The 14,898-nt window shown below is 66.9% G+C and carries 14 protein-coding genes; all 14 read right to left on the bottom strand.

What is annotated here, in order from left to right; genetic code table 11:
• Positions 1-62: 62 nt before the first annotated feature.
• Positions 63-1,376: a flagellar hook-length control protein FliK gene (locus GV001_RS09300; RefSeq protein WP_160079351.1), complete on the bottom strand. Its 1,314-nt coding sequence runs from the start codon at positions 1,374-1,376 to the stop codon at positions 63-65.
• A gap of 91 nt (positions 1,377-1,467) precedes the next feature.
• Positions 1,468-1,818, bottom strand: a complete 351-nt coding sequence (locus GV001_RS09295) for an Hpt domain-containing protein (protein WP_160079350.1) — start codon at positions 1,816-1,818, stop codon at positions 1,468-1,470.
• A 28-nt stretch (positions 1,819-1,846) separates the two neighbouring features.
• Positions 1,847-3,541, bottom strand: coding sequence for a fused response regulator/phosphatase (locus GV001_RS09290; protein ID WP_160079349.1), 1,695 nt, complete (start codon positions 3,539-3,541; stop codon positions 1,847-1,849).
• Positions 3,542-3,547: 6 nt separating this feature from the next.
• The gene (locus GV001_RS09285) at positions 3,548-3,853 is read right to left on the bottom strand and encodes an STAS domain-containing protein (RefSeq protein WP_160079348.1); all 306 of its coding nucleotides are present in this window, start codon (positions 3,851-3,853) and stop codon (positions 3,548-3,550) included.
• A 74-nt stretch (positions 3,854-3,927) separates the two neighbouring features.
• Complete coding sequence (gene fliJ, locus GV001_RS09280) at positions 3,928-4,377, bottom strand: flagellar export protein FliJ (RefSeq protein WP_160079347.1); 450 nt, start codon at positions 4,375-4,377, stop codon at positions 3,928-3,930.
• A 3-nt stretch (positions 4,378-4,380) separates the two neighbouring features.
• Positions 4,381-5,742, bottom strand: coding sequence for a flagellar protein export ATPase FliI (fliI, locus tag GV001_RS09275; protein WP_160079346.1), 1,362 nt, complete (start codon positions 5,740-5,742; stop codon positions 4,381-4,383).
• Entirely contained in the window at positions 5,732-6,508 is a 777-nt protein-coding gene (gene fliH, locus GV001_RS09270; RefSeq protein ID WP_160079345.1) for a flagellar assembly protein FliH, read from the bottom strand. Before fliH ends, fliI begins: the two co-directional genes overlap by 11 nt.
• 13 nt (positions 6,509-6,521) lie before the next feature.
• Positions 6,522-7,538: a flagellar motor switch protein FliG gene (gene fliG, locus GV001_RS09265; RefSeq protein ID WP_160079344.1), complete on the bottom strand. Its 1,017-nt coding sequence runs from the start codon at positions 7,536-7,538 to the stop codon at positions 6,522-6,524.
• Positions 7,531-9,321 (bottom strand): flagellar basal-body MS-ring/collar protein FliF, encoded by a 1,791-nt coding sequence (gene fliF, locus GV001_RS09260; protein WP_160079343.1) that lies wholly within the window; start codon positions 9,319-9,321, stop codon positions 7,531-7,533. Before fliF ends, fliG begins: the two co-directional genes overlap by 8 nt.
• A 17-nt stretch (positions 9,322-9,338) precedes the next feature.
• The gene (gene fliE / locus GV001_RS09255) at positions 9,339-9,671 is read right to left on the bottom strand and encodes a flagellar hook-basal body complex protein FliE (protein WP_160079342.1); all 333 of its coding nucleotides are present in this window, start codon (positions 9,669-9,671) and stop codon (positions 9,339-9,341) included.
• Between the two features lie 218 nt (positions 9,672-9,889).
• Entirely contained in the window at positions 9,890-11,302 is a 1,413-nt protein-coding gene (gene fleR / locus GV001_RS09250; RefSeq protein ID WP_160079341.1) for a sigma-54-dependent response regulator transcription factor FleR, read from the bottom strand.
• A gap of 4 nt (positions 11,303-11,306) precedes the next feature.
• Complete coding sequence (locus tag GV001_RS09245) at positions 11,307-12,521, bottom strand: PAS domain-containing sensor histidine kinase (RefSeq protein WP_160079340.1); 1,215 nt, start codon at positions 12,519-12,521, stop codon at positions 11,307-11,309.
• 216 nt (positions 12,522-12,737) lie between these two features.
• Positions 12,738-13,196, bottom strand: coding sequence for a transposase (locus tag GV001_RS09240; RefSeq protein ID WP_160083262.1), 459 nt, complete (start codon positions 13,194-13,196; stop codon positions 12,738-12,740).
• Between the two features lie 105 nt (positions 13,197-13,301).
• Positions 13,302-14,774, bottom strand: a complete 1,473-nt coding sequence (locus GV001_RS09235) for a sigma-54 dependent transcriptional regulator (protein WP_160079339.1) — start codon at positions 14,772-14,774, stop codon at positions 13,302-13,304.
• Positions 14,775-14,898 lie beyond the last annotated feature (124 nt).

Raw genomic sequence — 14,898 nt, 5'->3', positions numbered from 1 at the left:
TGCGCCCGGTGCTTTTCTTGGCACCGGGCGCAGCTGATGACCCTGAATCAAGCGACCACGACTCAGGCGTAGTAGTCCACCAGGCCACGCGGCGCGGCACCGGCCGCCCCGCGCAGCTCGCTGACGCCGGCGAGCGACTCGCCCTCACCGCCTTCGCCGCGCCCACCACCCGAGCCGGCCTGGCGCCGCCCGTCATCGCCACCGCCCTGCCAGCCGCGGGCCAGCGACTGGTCGGATACGTTGACGTCGAGCTGGCCCATGCCCTGCTGGCTGAACATGTCGCGCAGGCGCTGCAGCTGGCCTTCGAGCTGGTCACGCACGTTGGCGTTGGCGCTGACGAAGGTGACCTGGGCGGCCTGGTCCTTGTTCAGCTCGATGCGCACCTCGAGGCGCCCCAGCTCCGCCGGATCGAGCTGGATCTCGGCCGACTTGAGGTTCTGGCTGGACAGCCACATGACCCGGTCGACCACCGCCTCGCTCCAGGCGCCCTGCTGCATCGGCACCGGCTGCCCGGGCACCAGCGGCAGGCGCTGAGCCACGCCGGTCTGCTGGGCGATGGCCTGGCTCAGGGCACTGAGCTTGCTGGCGAGCGCATCGGCGCGGGCATCGACCTGGCCTTCACGCACGCCGGGCAGGCTGTTCTCCAGCCCTTCGGCCAGCAGCTCGGCGCTGTCGAAGGCCTCGTCGCCGCCCTCCTCGGCGGGCACGGCATCCCCGGCCAGGGCGGCCAGGGCATTGGCGAAACCTTCCTCGGGCTTGGCCGCCTGCTGCGCCGCCAGCGCCCCCGGGCTCAGTGGCTGCTGGGCGGCGGCCTGGTTCTGCGCGCCGATCTCCAGGGCCAGGCGCACACCGGGTAGGCTGTTGAGCATGTCCAGCTCCGGATCATGGCTGGCCTCACTCAGCTGCGCCGGGGCGGCGCTGCCGACCAGCGCCGTCGGCAGCGGGGTCGCCGGCAGTGCTTCGTCCGGTGCCTCGGCGCCGGTACCGGTCGCCAGCGTCGTCTCGCCCGCCTCCTCGACCGGCAGCTGGCCGCTCAGGGCCATCAGCAGCAAGGGATCGACGGCGCCCTCCTCGCCCTCGGCCAGCTCGTCGTCCGGCAAGGCCTTGCCGCTATCGGCAACCGCCGACGCCTCGGCAGCCGCCTCGGCAGCCGCCGGCTCATCCGGCTTGCCGCTGTCGCTGCGCTCCTGGCCGGCCTTGGCGCCGGCCTCCTTGCGCTCCGCGGTCTTGCTCTGGCGCTCCTTGGCGTACACCTCGGCAAAGCTGGAAGCCTCGCTCTTGGCGGGCTCCGGCGCAGCATTCGGTGTTTTGGCCACGGCCGCCTTGGGCCTGACTTCGGGGGCGCTCTGCAGCAGGAAATCCGGTGCAACGGACATGGGTACTCTCCGTTCTGGTTGGGTCGTACGGAGATATAGCAAGCACCGGGCCAGGTTCACGAGAAGGTCTATGAGGCGACCGGGCAGCCTGCTAGCGGTAGCGCTGGCGCTCGGCGCGAAACAGGATACGCACGATGGCGAACTCGCGCTCGATCTGCTCGATCAGGGCCGGAGCCTCGTCCAGCCGCTCGCGCCGTGCCGCTTCCTCGAGCTGCTTGCACAGGCCGGCCAGCTGGGCGGCGCCCATGTTGCTGCAGCTGCCCTTGAAGCTGTGCGCCGCCAGGCGCAGCGCCTGGGCATCGGCGGCCTGCCGGGCCTGCTGCAAACCACGCAGGCGCTCGCTCGAGTCGGCCAGGAAGGTATCCAGCAGCACAGGGTATTCGTCCTCCATGACGTCCTGTAGCGTTAGCAGCACATTGCTATCGAGGTGGAGATCAGACACCTGTTCACTCCTTGATCAAGAGCCCCGATTATGCCTGAGCGGGCCAGCAGAACTCCACGCTTACGCTGCGCCCGTCCGGCGACCACTGGCAATCCCGGGACAGCTGGCGGACCAGGCTGAGGCCGCGCCCGCTGAGGCGGTCGAGCCGCTGTGGCGAACCCAGGGCGCCGCTGACATCGAAGCCGCTGCCACTGTCCTCGATGCGCACCCGCAACACCCCGCCATCGGCCCGTGGCTGCAACTCCAGATGAAAGCGCACATAGCCCTCGGCGAGCCCGGCCAGGCGCGCGCTGCGCTCCCGGTAGTAGCAGGCAAAGCCTTCGGCGTCGCACTTGAGCGAGGAGTCCAGGCCCAGCACGCCATGCTCCAGGGCGTTGGAGTAGAGCTCGGCGAGCACCGTATACAAGGCGCCGCCCTGGGCCCGCAGGCCCTGCACCTCGAGCAGCAGCTGCAGCAGGAAGGGCAGAGGATTGAAGCGCTTGAGGGTTGGCGCGCGGAATTCGAAGCTGGCCGACCAATCCAGCGGGCTGTTCAGGCCGCTGTCGGAGAAGGCCAGCGGCGGGCGGCTGAGCTGCCCCTCCTCGACCAGGCCGACTTCGATCATGCTGACGTCGTCCTGCGCCGCCCCGCGGAACGCCGCCAGCGCCTGCTGGATCTCGTCGAACAGCTGCGCCGGCGGACAATGGCCGTCGAAGATGGCCTGCAGGCGCTGCTCGCCGAACATCTGCCCGCCGCTGTCGCAGGTTTCCAGCACACCGTCGGAGAACAGGAACAGCCGGTCGCCGAGGCCCAGCGGGTGCACTTCGTAGCGGTCGTCGAAACTGGCCGGCTCCAGCACGCCGAGCGGCAAGTGCCGGGAAACCAGGGCGGTGCGCGTACCCGTGGCGGCATCCAGCAGGTAGCCGTCGGGCAAGCCGCCGGTCCACACCTCCACCACCCGCCGCTGGAAGCTGAGGTTGAGTACCGTGGCGCAGCAGAACACCCCCACCGGCAGGATGCGTTTGAGCTTGGCGTTCATCTCGCGGAGGATTTCCGCCAGGGAAAAGCCCTTGGCCGTCATGCCGTAGAACACCTCGGCCAGCGGCATGGCGCCGATGGCCGCCGGCAGGCCGTGGCCGGTGAAGTCGCCGAGCAGGATATGCATGCCGCCCGAGGGCTTGAACGCGGCCAGCAGCAGGTCGCCATTGAACAGGGCGAAGGGCGATTGCAGGTAGCGGATATTCGGCGCGTTGAGGCAGCCGGAGTGCGCCACCTTGTCGAACACCGCCTTGGCCACCCGCTGTTCGGTGAGCAGGTGTTCGTTGTGCTTGGCGATCAGGTCGCGCTGCTGCATGACGGTGTCCTGCAGGCGGCGCAGGCGATCCATGGCGCGGATCTTGGCTTCGAGAATGGTCCGGTTGTAGGGCTTGGCGAGAAAGTCGTCGCCCGCCTCCAGGCAGCGCACCAGCGCATCGCTCTCGGTCAGCGAGGTGAGGAAGATGATCGGTACCAGCGCCTCGCCGGCGCACGCCTTGATCCGCCGCGCTGCCTCGAAGCCATCCATTACCGGCATCAGTGCATCCATCAGCACCAGCTGCGGGCGCTCCTGTTCGAACAGCATGACCGCCTCCAGCCCGTTGCTGGCGGTCAGCACGCGATGGCCCTGACGGTTGACGATGGTGGACAGCAGCATGCGGTCCGCGGCGTTGTCCTCGGCGATCAGGATGGACAAGCGCGTCGGCATGGGGGCTCAGCCGATCTGGAACAACTGTTCGAAGTTGGAAATGGAGAGGATCTTGCGCACATCCGGGTTGCAGTTGACCAGGTTGATGCGCGCGTGGTCGCCACCGGCATGGTCGCGCAGCAGCAGGAGCATGCCCAGCGCCGAGCTGTCCAGATAGGTGGCGCCCTTGAGATCGACCACATAGCGTTTGGGCGTCATGTTCACCCGCTCATAGGCGTCGCGAAACTCCTGGTGCGCAGAAAAATCGAAACGCCCCTGAATCTGAATGGTCAGTTCCTGTCCGTCATCCGAGGGCAGTACGCTGATGGTCATGAAGCACTCCTTATTTTTTATACGTGCCGTGCTGCGACAGATTTAGCACTCGACGTCACAGGCGGCAACCGCGATCACGACTGATCACGCACAGGCAGGCGCTGGGCCAGCTCGTCGAGCAATTTCTGCTCGCGTTTGTCTTCAGCCAGGCGCGCCTCGTCGAGGTAGCGCTGCACCAGCTTGCGCAGGCCTTCCAGACGAGCATAGCGCTGTTGCCAGAGACTGCGCGCCTTGCCCAGATTTTCGCGGTGCCAGTTGACGCTCTGCTGCTGCTGGCCGATGGCGGTTTCCAGCTGCGAGAGAAACCGCTGGTAGTTCATCAGCCACTGCCCGGACACGCCCTGGCGGCCTTCGCTGAGCCACTGCTGCTGGTAATCGCCGCGGTAACGTTCGAGCTCGCCGAGCTGCGCCTCGGCCTTGCCCAGCAGGCCCTGGCAGTGGCCGAGCTGGCGCGCCGCCTCGCGCTCGGCGCGCTCGGCCATCTCGATCACCGGCGCCAGGCGCGCGGCGCGACTATTGGCCATGGCTTAGGCGCCGGGCGCCGAGGGGTTGAACACCTGAGCCAGTTGCGCGGCACTGGCCGCCAGGCCTTCGCTTTCCTGCAGGCCCTGGCGCAGATAGCGGGCCATGGCCGGCTGGCGGGCGATGGCCAGGTCGGTGTCGGCATCGCCCCCCGGCACATAGGCGCCGACGCTGATCAGGTCGCGGCTCTGCTGGTAGCGCGACCACAGCTGCTTGAAGCGCTGGGCCTGGCGCATATGCTCGGGGCTGACCACCTGCGGCATGACCCGGCTGATCGAGGCCTCGATGTCGATGGCCGGGTAATGCCCCTCCTCGGCCAGCCGGCGCGACAGCACGAAGTGACCGTCGAGCACCCCGCGCGCGGCGTCGGCGATCGGGTCCTGCTGGTCGTCGCCCTCGCTCAATACGGTGTAGAAGGCGGTGATCGAACCGCCACCGGCCTCGGCATTGCCGGCGCGCTCCACCAGCCGCGGCAGGCGGGCGAACACCGAGGGCGGGTAGCCCTTGGTCGCCGGCGGCTCGCCGATGGCCAGGGCGATCTCGCGCTGGGCCTGGGCGAAACGGGTCAGCGAATCCATCAGCAGCAGGACGTTCTTGCCCTTGTCGCGGAAGTATTCGGCGATGCGCGTGCAGTACATGGCCGCCCGCAGGCGCATCAGCGGCGCGTCGTCGGCCGGCGAGGCGACCACCACCGAGCGTTTGATGCCCTCCTCGCCGAGGATCTCGTCGATGAATTCCTTGACCTCGCGGCCACGCTCGCCGATCAGCCCGACCACGATGATCTCGGCCTCGGTGAAGCGGGTCATCATGCCCAGCAGCACCGACTTGCCCACGCCGGTGCCGGCGAACAGGCCCAGGCGCTGGCCGCGGCCGACTGTGAGCAGGCCGTTGATCGAGCGGATGCCGACATCCAGCGGTACGCTGATCGGGTGGCGTTTGAGCGGGTTGATGGTCGGCCCGTCCATCGGCACCCAGTCCTCGGCCTTCATCCCGCCCTTGCCGTCCAAGGCGCGACCGGCGCCGTCCAGCACGCGGCCGAGCATCGACATGCCCATCGGCAGGCGCCCGGTATCCGGCAGCGGCACCACCCGCGCGCCGGGGGCGATGCCGGTGAGGCTGCCGACCGGCATCAGGTAGATCTTGCCGGCGGAGAAGCCCATGACTTCGGCCTCGACTTGCACCGGGTGGTAACTGTCATCGTTGATCACCAGGCAGCGGCTGCCCAGCGCCGCGCGCAGGCCTTCGGCCTCCAGGGTGAGGCCGACCATGCGCAGCAGGCGGCCCTCGACCACCGGCTGGCTGGGCAGCGCGACAGCCTCGTGATAGCCGGCCAGGCGCTTGGCGAAGCTGGTGCGTTCAAGACGCATCGGGCGCTTCCAGATCGACGTGGATATCCGCCTCGGGCGGGCTGGTCATCTGCGTGCGCTGCTGCTCGAACAGCTGCTTGAGGGCCAGCGCCAGGCGCGTCTCGATGCTCGCGTCGATGCGGCTGTACTCGCTCTCGACCCGGCAACCGCCGGGCTGCAGCGACTCGTCTTCGAGAATCCGCCAGCTTTCCTCATGGCGTTCGCGCAGGGCCTTGACCAGCTCGAAATCCTGCGGATTGATGTGGATGCGGATATTGCTGGCGCCCATCGGCAACAGCTTGAGGGCCTCGCGCAGCACGCTGCGGATCTGGCTGGAATCGCTGCTCAGTTCGCGCTGGATCACCTGGCGGGTCATCTGGCCGACCAGGTTGACCAGGGCCAGCTCCAGCTCCCGGTCCTGGTTGGCGATCGGCTCCAGCAACTGGCCCATCAGCTGTTCCAGGCTCTGCACCTTGAGTGCCAGGGCCGCGTCGGCCTCCTGCTTGGCCCTGAGCTGGCCGGCATGGAAGCCGTCCTTCTCGCCGGCGGCGAAACCCTCGTTGTAGGCATCCTGGCGGATCGCCTCGAGTTCATCGAGCGTCAGCGGTTTGACTTCTTCGAGGGCGACCTCCTCGACCTGCACCGGCGCTTCCGGTGCGACGGCCACTGCCGGTTCCGGCTCGGCGACCGGCGCCACCTCGGGATCGAAGCTGGGCAAGGCCCAGCGGTCGAAGCCAGCGACATCCTTGGCGCGAATCAGCTCGCTGGGCGCATCCTTGGGAACCATGCTGCTATCCGCCTTAGATCATCGCCTCGCCGCCCGCGCCGCCGAGAACGATCTCGCCGGATTCGGCCATGCGACGAGCGATGGTGAGAATTTCCTTCTGCGCGGTCTCGACGTCGCTGACGCGAACCGGCCCCTTGGCGTCCAGGTCGTCGCGCAGCAGCTCGGCGGCGCGCTTGGACATGTTCTTGAAGACTTTTTCCTTGATCGCCTCGTCGGCGCCCTTGAGCGCCAGCACCAGCACGTCGGAGGACACCTCGCGCATCAGCGCCTGGATGCCCTTGTCGTCGACGTCGGCGAGGTTGTCGAAGACGAACATCAGGTCCTCGATCTGGCTCGACAGGTCCTCGTCCACCTCGCGGATCGAGTCCATCAGCTGGCCTTCGATCGAGCTGTCGAGGAAGTTCATGATATCGGCGGCACGCTTGACCCCGCCGAGGTTGGCGCGGGTGGTGCTGGCGCTGCCGGAGAACTGTTTCTCGAGGATCTGGTTGAGTTCCTTGAGTGCCGCCGGCTGCACGGTATTGAGCGAAGACACGCGCAGGACGATGTCCAGGCGCACCTTGTGGTCGAAGTGGCCGAGCACTTCGCCGGCCTGGTCGGGGTCGAGGTAGGCGACCACGATGGCCTGGATCTGCGGGTGCTCGTAGCGGATCACGTCGGCTACGGCGCGCGGCTCCATCCACTTCAGGCTGTCCAGGCCGCTGGTGCTGCCGCCGAGGAGGATGCGGTCGATCAGGTTGCCGGCCTTGTCCTCGCCCAGGGCCTGGGTGAGCATCTTGCGGATGTAGCCGTCGGCGCCGACGCCCAGACTGGTCTGGTCGCCGACGATGTCGACGAACTCGCTCATCACGCCCTCGACCTGTTCGCGCTGGACATTGCGCATGCCGGCCATGGCCACGCCGACCCGCTGCACTTCCTTGGGCCCGAGATGGCGCAGCACCTGCGCGGCATCGGTCTCGCCGAGGGACAGCAGGAGAATGGCGGCCTTGTCGACCTTGTTCAGCTTGGCTGAAGTGCGATTATCACTCATCGGCGTTGATCCACTCTTTCACCACCTGGGCCACGCGGCCCGGATCTTCTGCCACCAGGCTCTTGATGGCGTTCAGTTGCGCATCATACCCCTCGGACGGGCTGGGCAGCAGGATGCTTTGCGGGCCGCCGAGGCTCACCCGGTCGGCCGACAGCTCGCCATCCAGGCCGCCCATGTCGCCGAGGTCGACGTCGCCGGCACGACCGCCCCCGGAACCGCCCTTGCCGGCGGTGGTGATGTTGTTGAGTACCGGACGCAGCACGCCGAACACCAGCACCAGGATGAACAGCACGCCCAGCACCTGCTTGACCACATCCCAGAACCAGGGCTGCGAATAGAACGGAATCTCGATGGTTTCCTCGCCGATGTCGGCGACGAAGGCGGTATTGATCACGCTGACGCTGTCGCCGCGGCTGGCGTCGAAGCCCACGGCGTCCTGCACCAGGCGGGTGAAGCGCGCCAGTTCCTCGGCGCCCCAGGGCGTGCGGGTGACCTCGCCGGTCTCGGCGTTGGTGCTGACCTTGTCGTCCAGCACCACGGCCACCGACAGGCGCTTGAGGCGGCCCTGCTGCTGCTTGGTGTAGCTGATCGAACGATCCAGCTCGAAGTTGCGGGTGGACTGCTCGCGCTTGTCGGCCGGGTACGGCGCCAGCATCGGCAGACCGGTGGCCGGGTCCATGACCTGCTGGCCATTGGCATCCAGCAGCGGCTGCCCGGCGGCGATCGGCCCGGCCGGGCCGGCCTGGGCCGGCGCCGCCTGCTGCGGAGCGGCAGCCGCGCCCGGCGGCTGGTTGCTCAGGGCGCCCGGCACGCCTTGCGGCGGCAGGCTGCTGGAGCGCTGCTCGTTGACCTGCTGCTCGCTGCGCAGCGCCGGCTGGTCCGGGTTGAACATTTCCGAGGTCGATTCGACGGCGCTGAAGTCGACATCGGCGGAGACTTCCGCCTTGTAGCGGCCATTGCCCAGCACCGGCTGCAGGATGTTGTGCACGCGCTGGGTGAACAGGCTTTCCATGCGCCGGCTGTAGTCGAACTGCTTGCCGGCCATGCTCAGCTCGGACATTTCCTGCTGGTCGGAGAGCAGGTTGCCCTTCTGGTCGACCACGGTGATCTGCGACTTGGTCAGCTCCGGCACGCTGGTGGCGACCAGATTGACGATGGCCATCACCTGGCTCGGTTCCAGGGCGCGGCCCGGATACAGCTCGACCAGCACCGAGGCGCTGGGCTTGCGCTCGTCGCGAACGAACACCGAGCTCTTCGGGATGGCCAGGTGCACGCGGGCGGCCTTGACGTTGTTCAGGCTGGAGATGGTGCGTGCCAGCTCGCCTTCCAGGCCGCGGCGGTAGCGGGTGGCCTCCATGAACTGGCTGGTGCCCAGGCCCTGTTCCTGGTCGAGGATCTCGAAGCCGACGTTGCCGTCGCGCGGCGTCACGCCGGCGCTGGCCAGTTTCATCTGCGCGCGGCCGTAGTCTTCCGACTTGACCAGCAGGGCGCCGGAATTCGGTTCGATGGTGTAGGCGATATCGGCGGCGGCCAGAGCCTCGACCACCTGATTGGTGTCCATGCCCGCCAGGCTGCCGTACAGCGGCCGGTAGTCCGGCTGCTGCGACCAGAGCACCACGGCGAAGCCGATCGCCACGCTGGCGGCCAGGCCGACCAGCAGGCCGATCTGCCGCAGCATGGACATGTCGGAGAGGTTTTCCAGAAACGACAAGCCGAACAGCGGTTTCTTCGTTTCGGCCGCCGAGGTGGTGGCGGGTACGTTTGCAGCGACTGCTTCAGCCATGACTCAACTCCACCCCGTTAGACCGGCATCTGCATGATGTCTTGGTAGGCCTGGACCAGCTTGTTGCGCACCTGGGTCATGGCCTGAAAGGAGACGCTGGCCTTCTGCGAGGCGATCATCACATCGGTGATGTCGACGCCGCCCTGGCCCATCTCGAAGGCGTTGGCCAGCTGCGTCGAGGCCTGCTGGGTCTCGTTCACCTTGCCCACGGCCTGGCCGAGCATGTCGGCGAAGCTGGGCGCTCCCGGCTCCGCCACGCTGGCGACAGGCGGCTTCTGCTTGGCCATGGCCTCCATCTGCATGGAGCGCATTTCCAACATCAGGCGATTGAACTCGACACCTTGACTCATGATCGTTCTCCGACGGCCGCGGTTTTTTGACGCTACGCGGCTCTGTACAGAGGTACTAGCAACAAGGGTGCCAAAAAACGCAGGCCCGCACAGGGCGGGCCAAAGAGAGGGCTAGCGTGTGGCGTTCAGACCGTAGGATGGGTTAGCCGCAGGCGTAACCCATCAATCTGCCCGATGGCTATCGCTTCGCTCAACCCATCCTACGGGCTCCGCCGAGATCAACTGGCGAACAGGTAAGCCTCGACATCCATGCCGGCATCGCGCATCTGCGCGAGCTTGTAGCGCAGGGTGCGCGGGCTGATGCCCAGGCGCTCGGCGGCCTCCTTGCGGCGGCCACGCTCGGAACGCAGGGTGTCGATGATCACCTGGAACTCGCGGCGGCGCAGGTCCTCGCCCAGGGCGCCCCCCGCCTCCACCGGCGCAGCCGGCGATTCGACGGCCGCTACCGGCGGCGGCACCAGGCTCAAGGGCTGGGGCGCAGCCGGGGCCACGGCCATGCCGATCGGTGCGGTCAGGCACAGGTCCTGGGGCTGGATCAGCCCGCCCTGCTGCAGGATCAGCGCACGCTGGATGGCGTTATCCAGTTCGCGCACGTTGCCCGGCCAGCCGTGACCCACCAGCGCGGCGCGAGCCTGGGGCGAGAGCTGCACGGCGGCGTGATTCATTTTTTTGACGTGCTTGGCCAGCAGGCGCTCGGCCAGCGGCAGAATATCGGCGGGACGTTCACGCAGCGCACGCCAGGCCAGCGGGAACACCGACAGGCGATAGTAGAGGTCCTCGCGGAAACGCCCGGCCGCCACTTCGCCGGCCAGGTCGCGGTTGGTGGTGGCCAGCACGCGGATATCCAGGCTGATCGGCTTGCGCGCGCCGACCCGCTCCACCTCGCGCTCCTGCAGCACGCGCAGGAGCTTGGCCTGCAGGGCCATGGGCATCTCGGAGATCTCGTCGAGGAGGATGGTGCCGCCCTCGGCCAGTTCGAACTTGCCCGGCTGGGCGGCAATCGCCCCGGTGAACGCGCCTTTCTCGTGGCCGAACAGGGTGGCCTCGAGCATGTTGTCCGGAATCGCCGCGCAGTTGATCGCGATGAACGGCTTGCCGGCCCGCGGCGACTGCTGGTGGATATAGCGCGCCAGCACCTCCTTGCCGGTACCCGACTCGCCGGAAATCAACACGGTGGAATCGCTGCGCGCCACCCGCGCGGCCAGCTCCAGCAGCTGCAGGCTGGCCGGTTCGCAGGCCACCGGGCCGTCCTGCTCGGCCGCGCCGAGGCGGCCGAGAGCGTGGCGGGCCACCAGATCGAGCAGGGCCCTGGGCTCGAACGGCTTGACCAGGTAATCGGCGGCGCCCTGACGGATCGCATCCACGGCCCGCTCCACGGCGCCGTAGGCGGTCATCAGCAGCACCGGCAGCTGCGGGTAGCGCGAACGGATCAGCCCGAGCAACTGATGGCCATCCATGCCCGGCATGTTGACGTCGCTGACCACCAGACTGAAGGCCTCCTCGGTCAGCGCCAGCAGCGCGTCCTCGGCACACTCCACCGCACGCAACTCGTGCCCGCCGAGCAGCAGGGTGTCGGCCAGTGCCTCACGCAGGGCGCGGTCGTCTTCGACCAGCAGAATCTTGGCAGTCATGGCGTTACTCCTGATTAACCGATGGCACCGCGGGAAGCAGCGGCAGAACGAGGGTGGCGCAGGTGCCGCGGCCGACGCGCGAGCGCAGCTGCAGTTCGCCCTGGTGGGCGCGCGCCACCGCCTGGACCACGGCGAGGCCGAGGCCGGTGCCGGTGGTCTTGGTGGTGAAGAAAGGCTCGCCGAGGCGCGCCAGGGTATCCGGGGCGATGCCCTGGCCGTTGTCGCTGACGCACAGGCGCAGGCTGTTGCCGCGCGCATACAGATGGACCTTCAGGCGCGCCTCGCGACCGGCGGCCTGGATCGAGTTCTCGATCAGGTTGAGCACGGTGCCGACCAGGGTGTCGCGGTTGCACAGCAGCTCGCCGCCGCGGGCATCGCACTGCCAGCGCACGTTCAGGCCCTGTACATGCGACTCGGCCGCGCTGCGCAGCGCATCGAACAGCGCCGCCGGGGCGAGGCGATCCGGCAGGGGCAGCTCGCCCCGGGCAAACACCAGCATGTCGCGCACCTGGTGCTCCAGCTCATGCAGGCGCTCCTTCAGGCGCCCGGCGAAACGCTGCTGCTGCTCCAGCGGCAGCGCCTGTTCGGCCAGGTGACTGGCATACAGCAGGGCCGCCGACAGCGGCGTGCGGATCTGGTGGGCCAGCGAGGCGACCATGCGTCCCAGGGCCGACAGGCGCTCATGGCGCGACAGCTGATCCTGCAGGCGACGGGTTTCCGTCAGGTCGGTGAGCAATACCAGCTGCCCCGGCTCACCATGCAGCGAACGGGTGGCGATGGACAGCCGACGGCCATCCTTGAGGGAAATTTCATGGCCGTCATCCTCGCGCGGGGCAAAACTGCGCTGGATGACTTCGCGCCAGAGCATGCCGACCAGCGGCTTGACCAGCAGGTTGCGCGCCACCGGATTGGCTTCGCGCACCACGCCCTGGCCATCGATGACGATGACGCCGCCCGGCAGCAGGTCGAGCAGGCTCTGCAGGCGATGGGCCAGGCGCTCCTTCTCCGCCAGCTCCTGCATGCGCTGGGCGCTGACCAGCGCCAGCTGGCCCTTGAGCTCGGTGACCCGGGCCTCGAGCATGCTGTAGGAGGCCGTGAGCTGGGTCGACATCTGGTTGAACAGCTCAAACGCCTGCTCCAGACTCGCGCGGCTGGCTGGCTCGACGGGTGCCGGGGCTACGGATTGCGGGATTTGCGGCTGTTGGGCGGCCTGGCTCATGCTCTTCTCTCACTGGGCAGACCGTCAGCAGACGGTCAGTCAGAAGAGTCTTAGCAATACCCGTGCCTAAAAAAATAACGCTATTAATCAATCACTTAAAAAATAAAGCCGGAGCTAGCGTCAAAGCTCCGGCTCGGTTTGCCAGCAAGCTGGCTCCTACAGACGCAGTGTTCACTTGTAGGAGCCAGCTTGCTGGCGAAAGGGCCGTCAAGACGGTTACAACCAGACGGCATCCCACAGCGGATAGTCCCCAACCCGCCTCACCAGCCCGGCACGCAACGGGTTGGCTATCACATACCGAGCCACCGCCTGAATATCTTCATCGCGGCGCAATGCATGATCGTGGAAACCTTTCTGCCATAACCTGCCCTGCCCGCCACAGGCTCTATTGATCGCAATCGCGCTGCGCGAATTGAGCTGTCGCATGAGCTTATCGAGGGACAACTGCTGAAGTTCGATCAGCCAGTGCAAATGATCGGGCATGATCACCCAGGCCAAGGAATTCACTCTTCCATCGTCATGCAACAAACGCATTTCGCGGACCAGCAGGCGCCCCAGGCGCCAGTCTGCAAATACAGGAACTCGGTTTTGCGTGACACTGCTCAGGAGATAAATTCGACCGGCTTCGGAATACCGTCCCTTGCGCAGCGCGTGGCTGCCGGGAGGTTGATGCATGGACTCCATTCCAGGCTCTCCTTGCCCAACAATCGCCAGCAAGCTGGCTCCTACAGACGCAATGTTCACTTGTAGGAGCCAGCTTGCTGGCGAAAAGGCTCACCCTCAGTCTTCCTGGGCTTCATCCTCACGGCGGCTCATGCCGTACTTGCGCATTTTCTCGACCAGCGTGGTGCGGCGAATGCGCAGGCGTTCGGCGGCTCGCGCCACTACCCCGCCGGCATCATCCAGCGCCTGCTGAATCAGGCCCTGTTCCAGGTTGCCCAGGTAGTCCTTGAGGTCCAGGCCTTCCGGCGGCAGCATGGCGGCGGTAGACACCCCCGGCAGCCCGGCACCGATGGCGGCGCGCTCCTCGAACTCCTCGCGCAGGCTGGTTGCCAGCTGCTCGTCCTCGTCATCGACATGGCGGAACTTCTTCGGCAGCTCGCCCACGCCGATCACCCCGTAGGGATGCATGATCGCCATGCGCTCGACCAGGTTGGCCAGTTCGCGCACGTTGCCCGGCCAGTCATGCCGGCACAGCGACATGATCGAGGCCGAGTTGAAGCGGATGGAACCGCGCTTCTCGAACTCCATGCGCGAAATCAGCTCGTTCATCAGCAGCGGGATGTCTTCCACCCGCTCGCGCAGCGGCGCCATCTCGATGGGGAAGACGTTGAGGCGGTAGTAGAGGTCTTCACGGAAAGTCCCCTCCTCGATCATCTTCTCCAGGTCCTTGTGGGTGGCGGCGATGATGCGCACGTCGGCGCTCTGCGTCTTGTTGCTGCCGACGCGCTCGAAGGTGCGCTCCTGCAGCACGCGCAGCAGCTTGACCTGCATCGGCAACGGCATGTCGCCGATCTCGTCGAGGAACAGGGTGCCACCATTTGCCAACTCGAAACGCCCGGCCCGGCTGGTGATGGCGCCGGTGAACGCGCCCTTCTCGTGGCCGAACAGTTCGCTTTCCAGCAGCTCGGCCGGAATCGCACCACAGTTGACCGGCACGAACGGCGCCTCGCGACGCCGGGAGTGGTAATGCAGGTTGCGCGCGACCACTTCCTTGCCGGTGCCGGACTCGCCGAGGATCAGCACGCTGGCCTCGGTGTCGGCGACCTGCTGCATCATCTGCCGCACGTGATGGATGGCGCGGCTGGTGCCGACCAGGCTGCGGAACAGGTTGGGCTCGCGCTGGCGACCGCGCTCGCGCGCCTGGTCGTACATCTCGCGGTAGACCTGGGCACGGTGCAGGGAATCGAGCAGCTTGTTGTAGCTGGCCGGCATTTCCAGGCTGGCCAGCACGCGACGGCGCAGGTCTTCCGGCCAGTCCGCCGGCGCCGCTTCGCCGATCAGCAGCAACGGCAGGTTTTCATCCCAGGCCGTCAGCTGCTTGAGCAGCTCCAGGGCCCCACCCTTGACCGCCACATCGCCGAGCAGCACGCACAGCACGCTGCGACTGGAGTCCAGCGGCGCCACGGTTTCGCGCCAGCCGGCGCTGTCGCAGGAGAGGTGTTCTTCGCCGAGGAAATTGAGGATGACCGCCAAATCGCGGCGGCGCTCGCTGTTGTCGTCAATCAGCAGAATCTTGGTTTCACGCCACATCTTGTTAGGTTCTGACTCGCGAGCTGGAAATGAAATTGCCTGCCACTGCAGCAGGCAACACCGGCAATTGGCCACTAGTAAAGTCAAAAACAAGGCGCGAGTCAATTTAATGACGTGATTTTTC

This window comes from Pseudomonas sp. 8AS (assembly GCF_902506505.1).
Taxonomy (GTDB): Bacteria; Pseudomonadota; Gammaproteobacteria; order Pseudomonadales; family Pseudomonadaceae; genus Aquipseudomonas.
The sequence above is the reverse complement of the archived record's forward strand: the minus strand, read 5'-3'. Positions and strand labels throughout refer to the sequence as shown.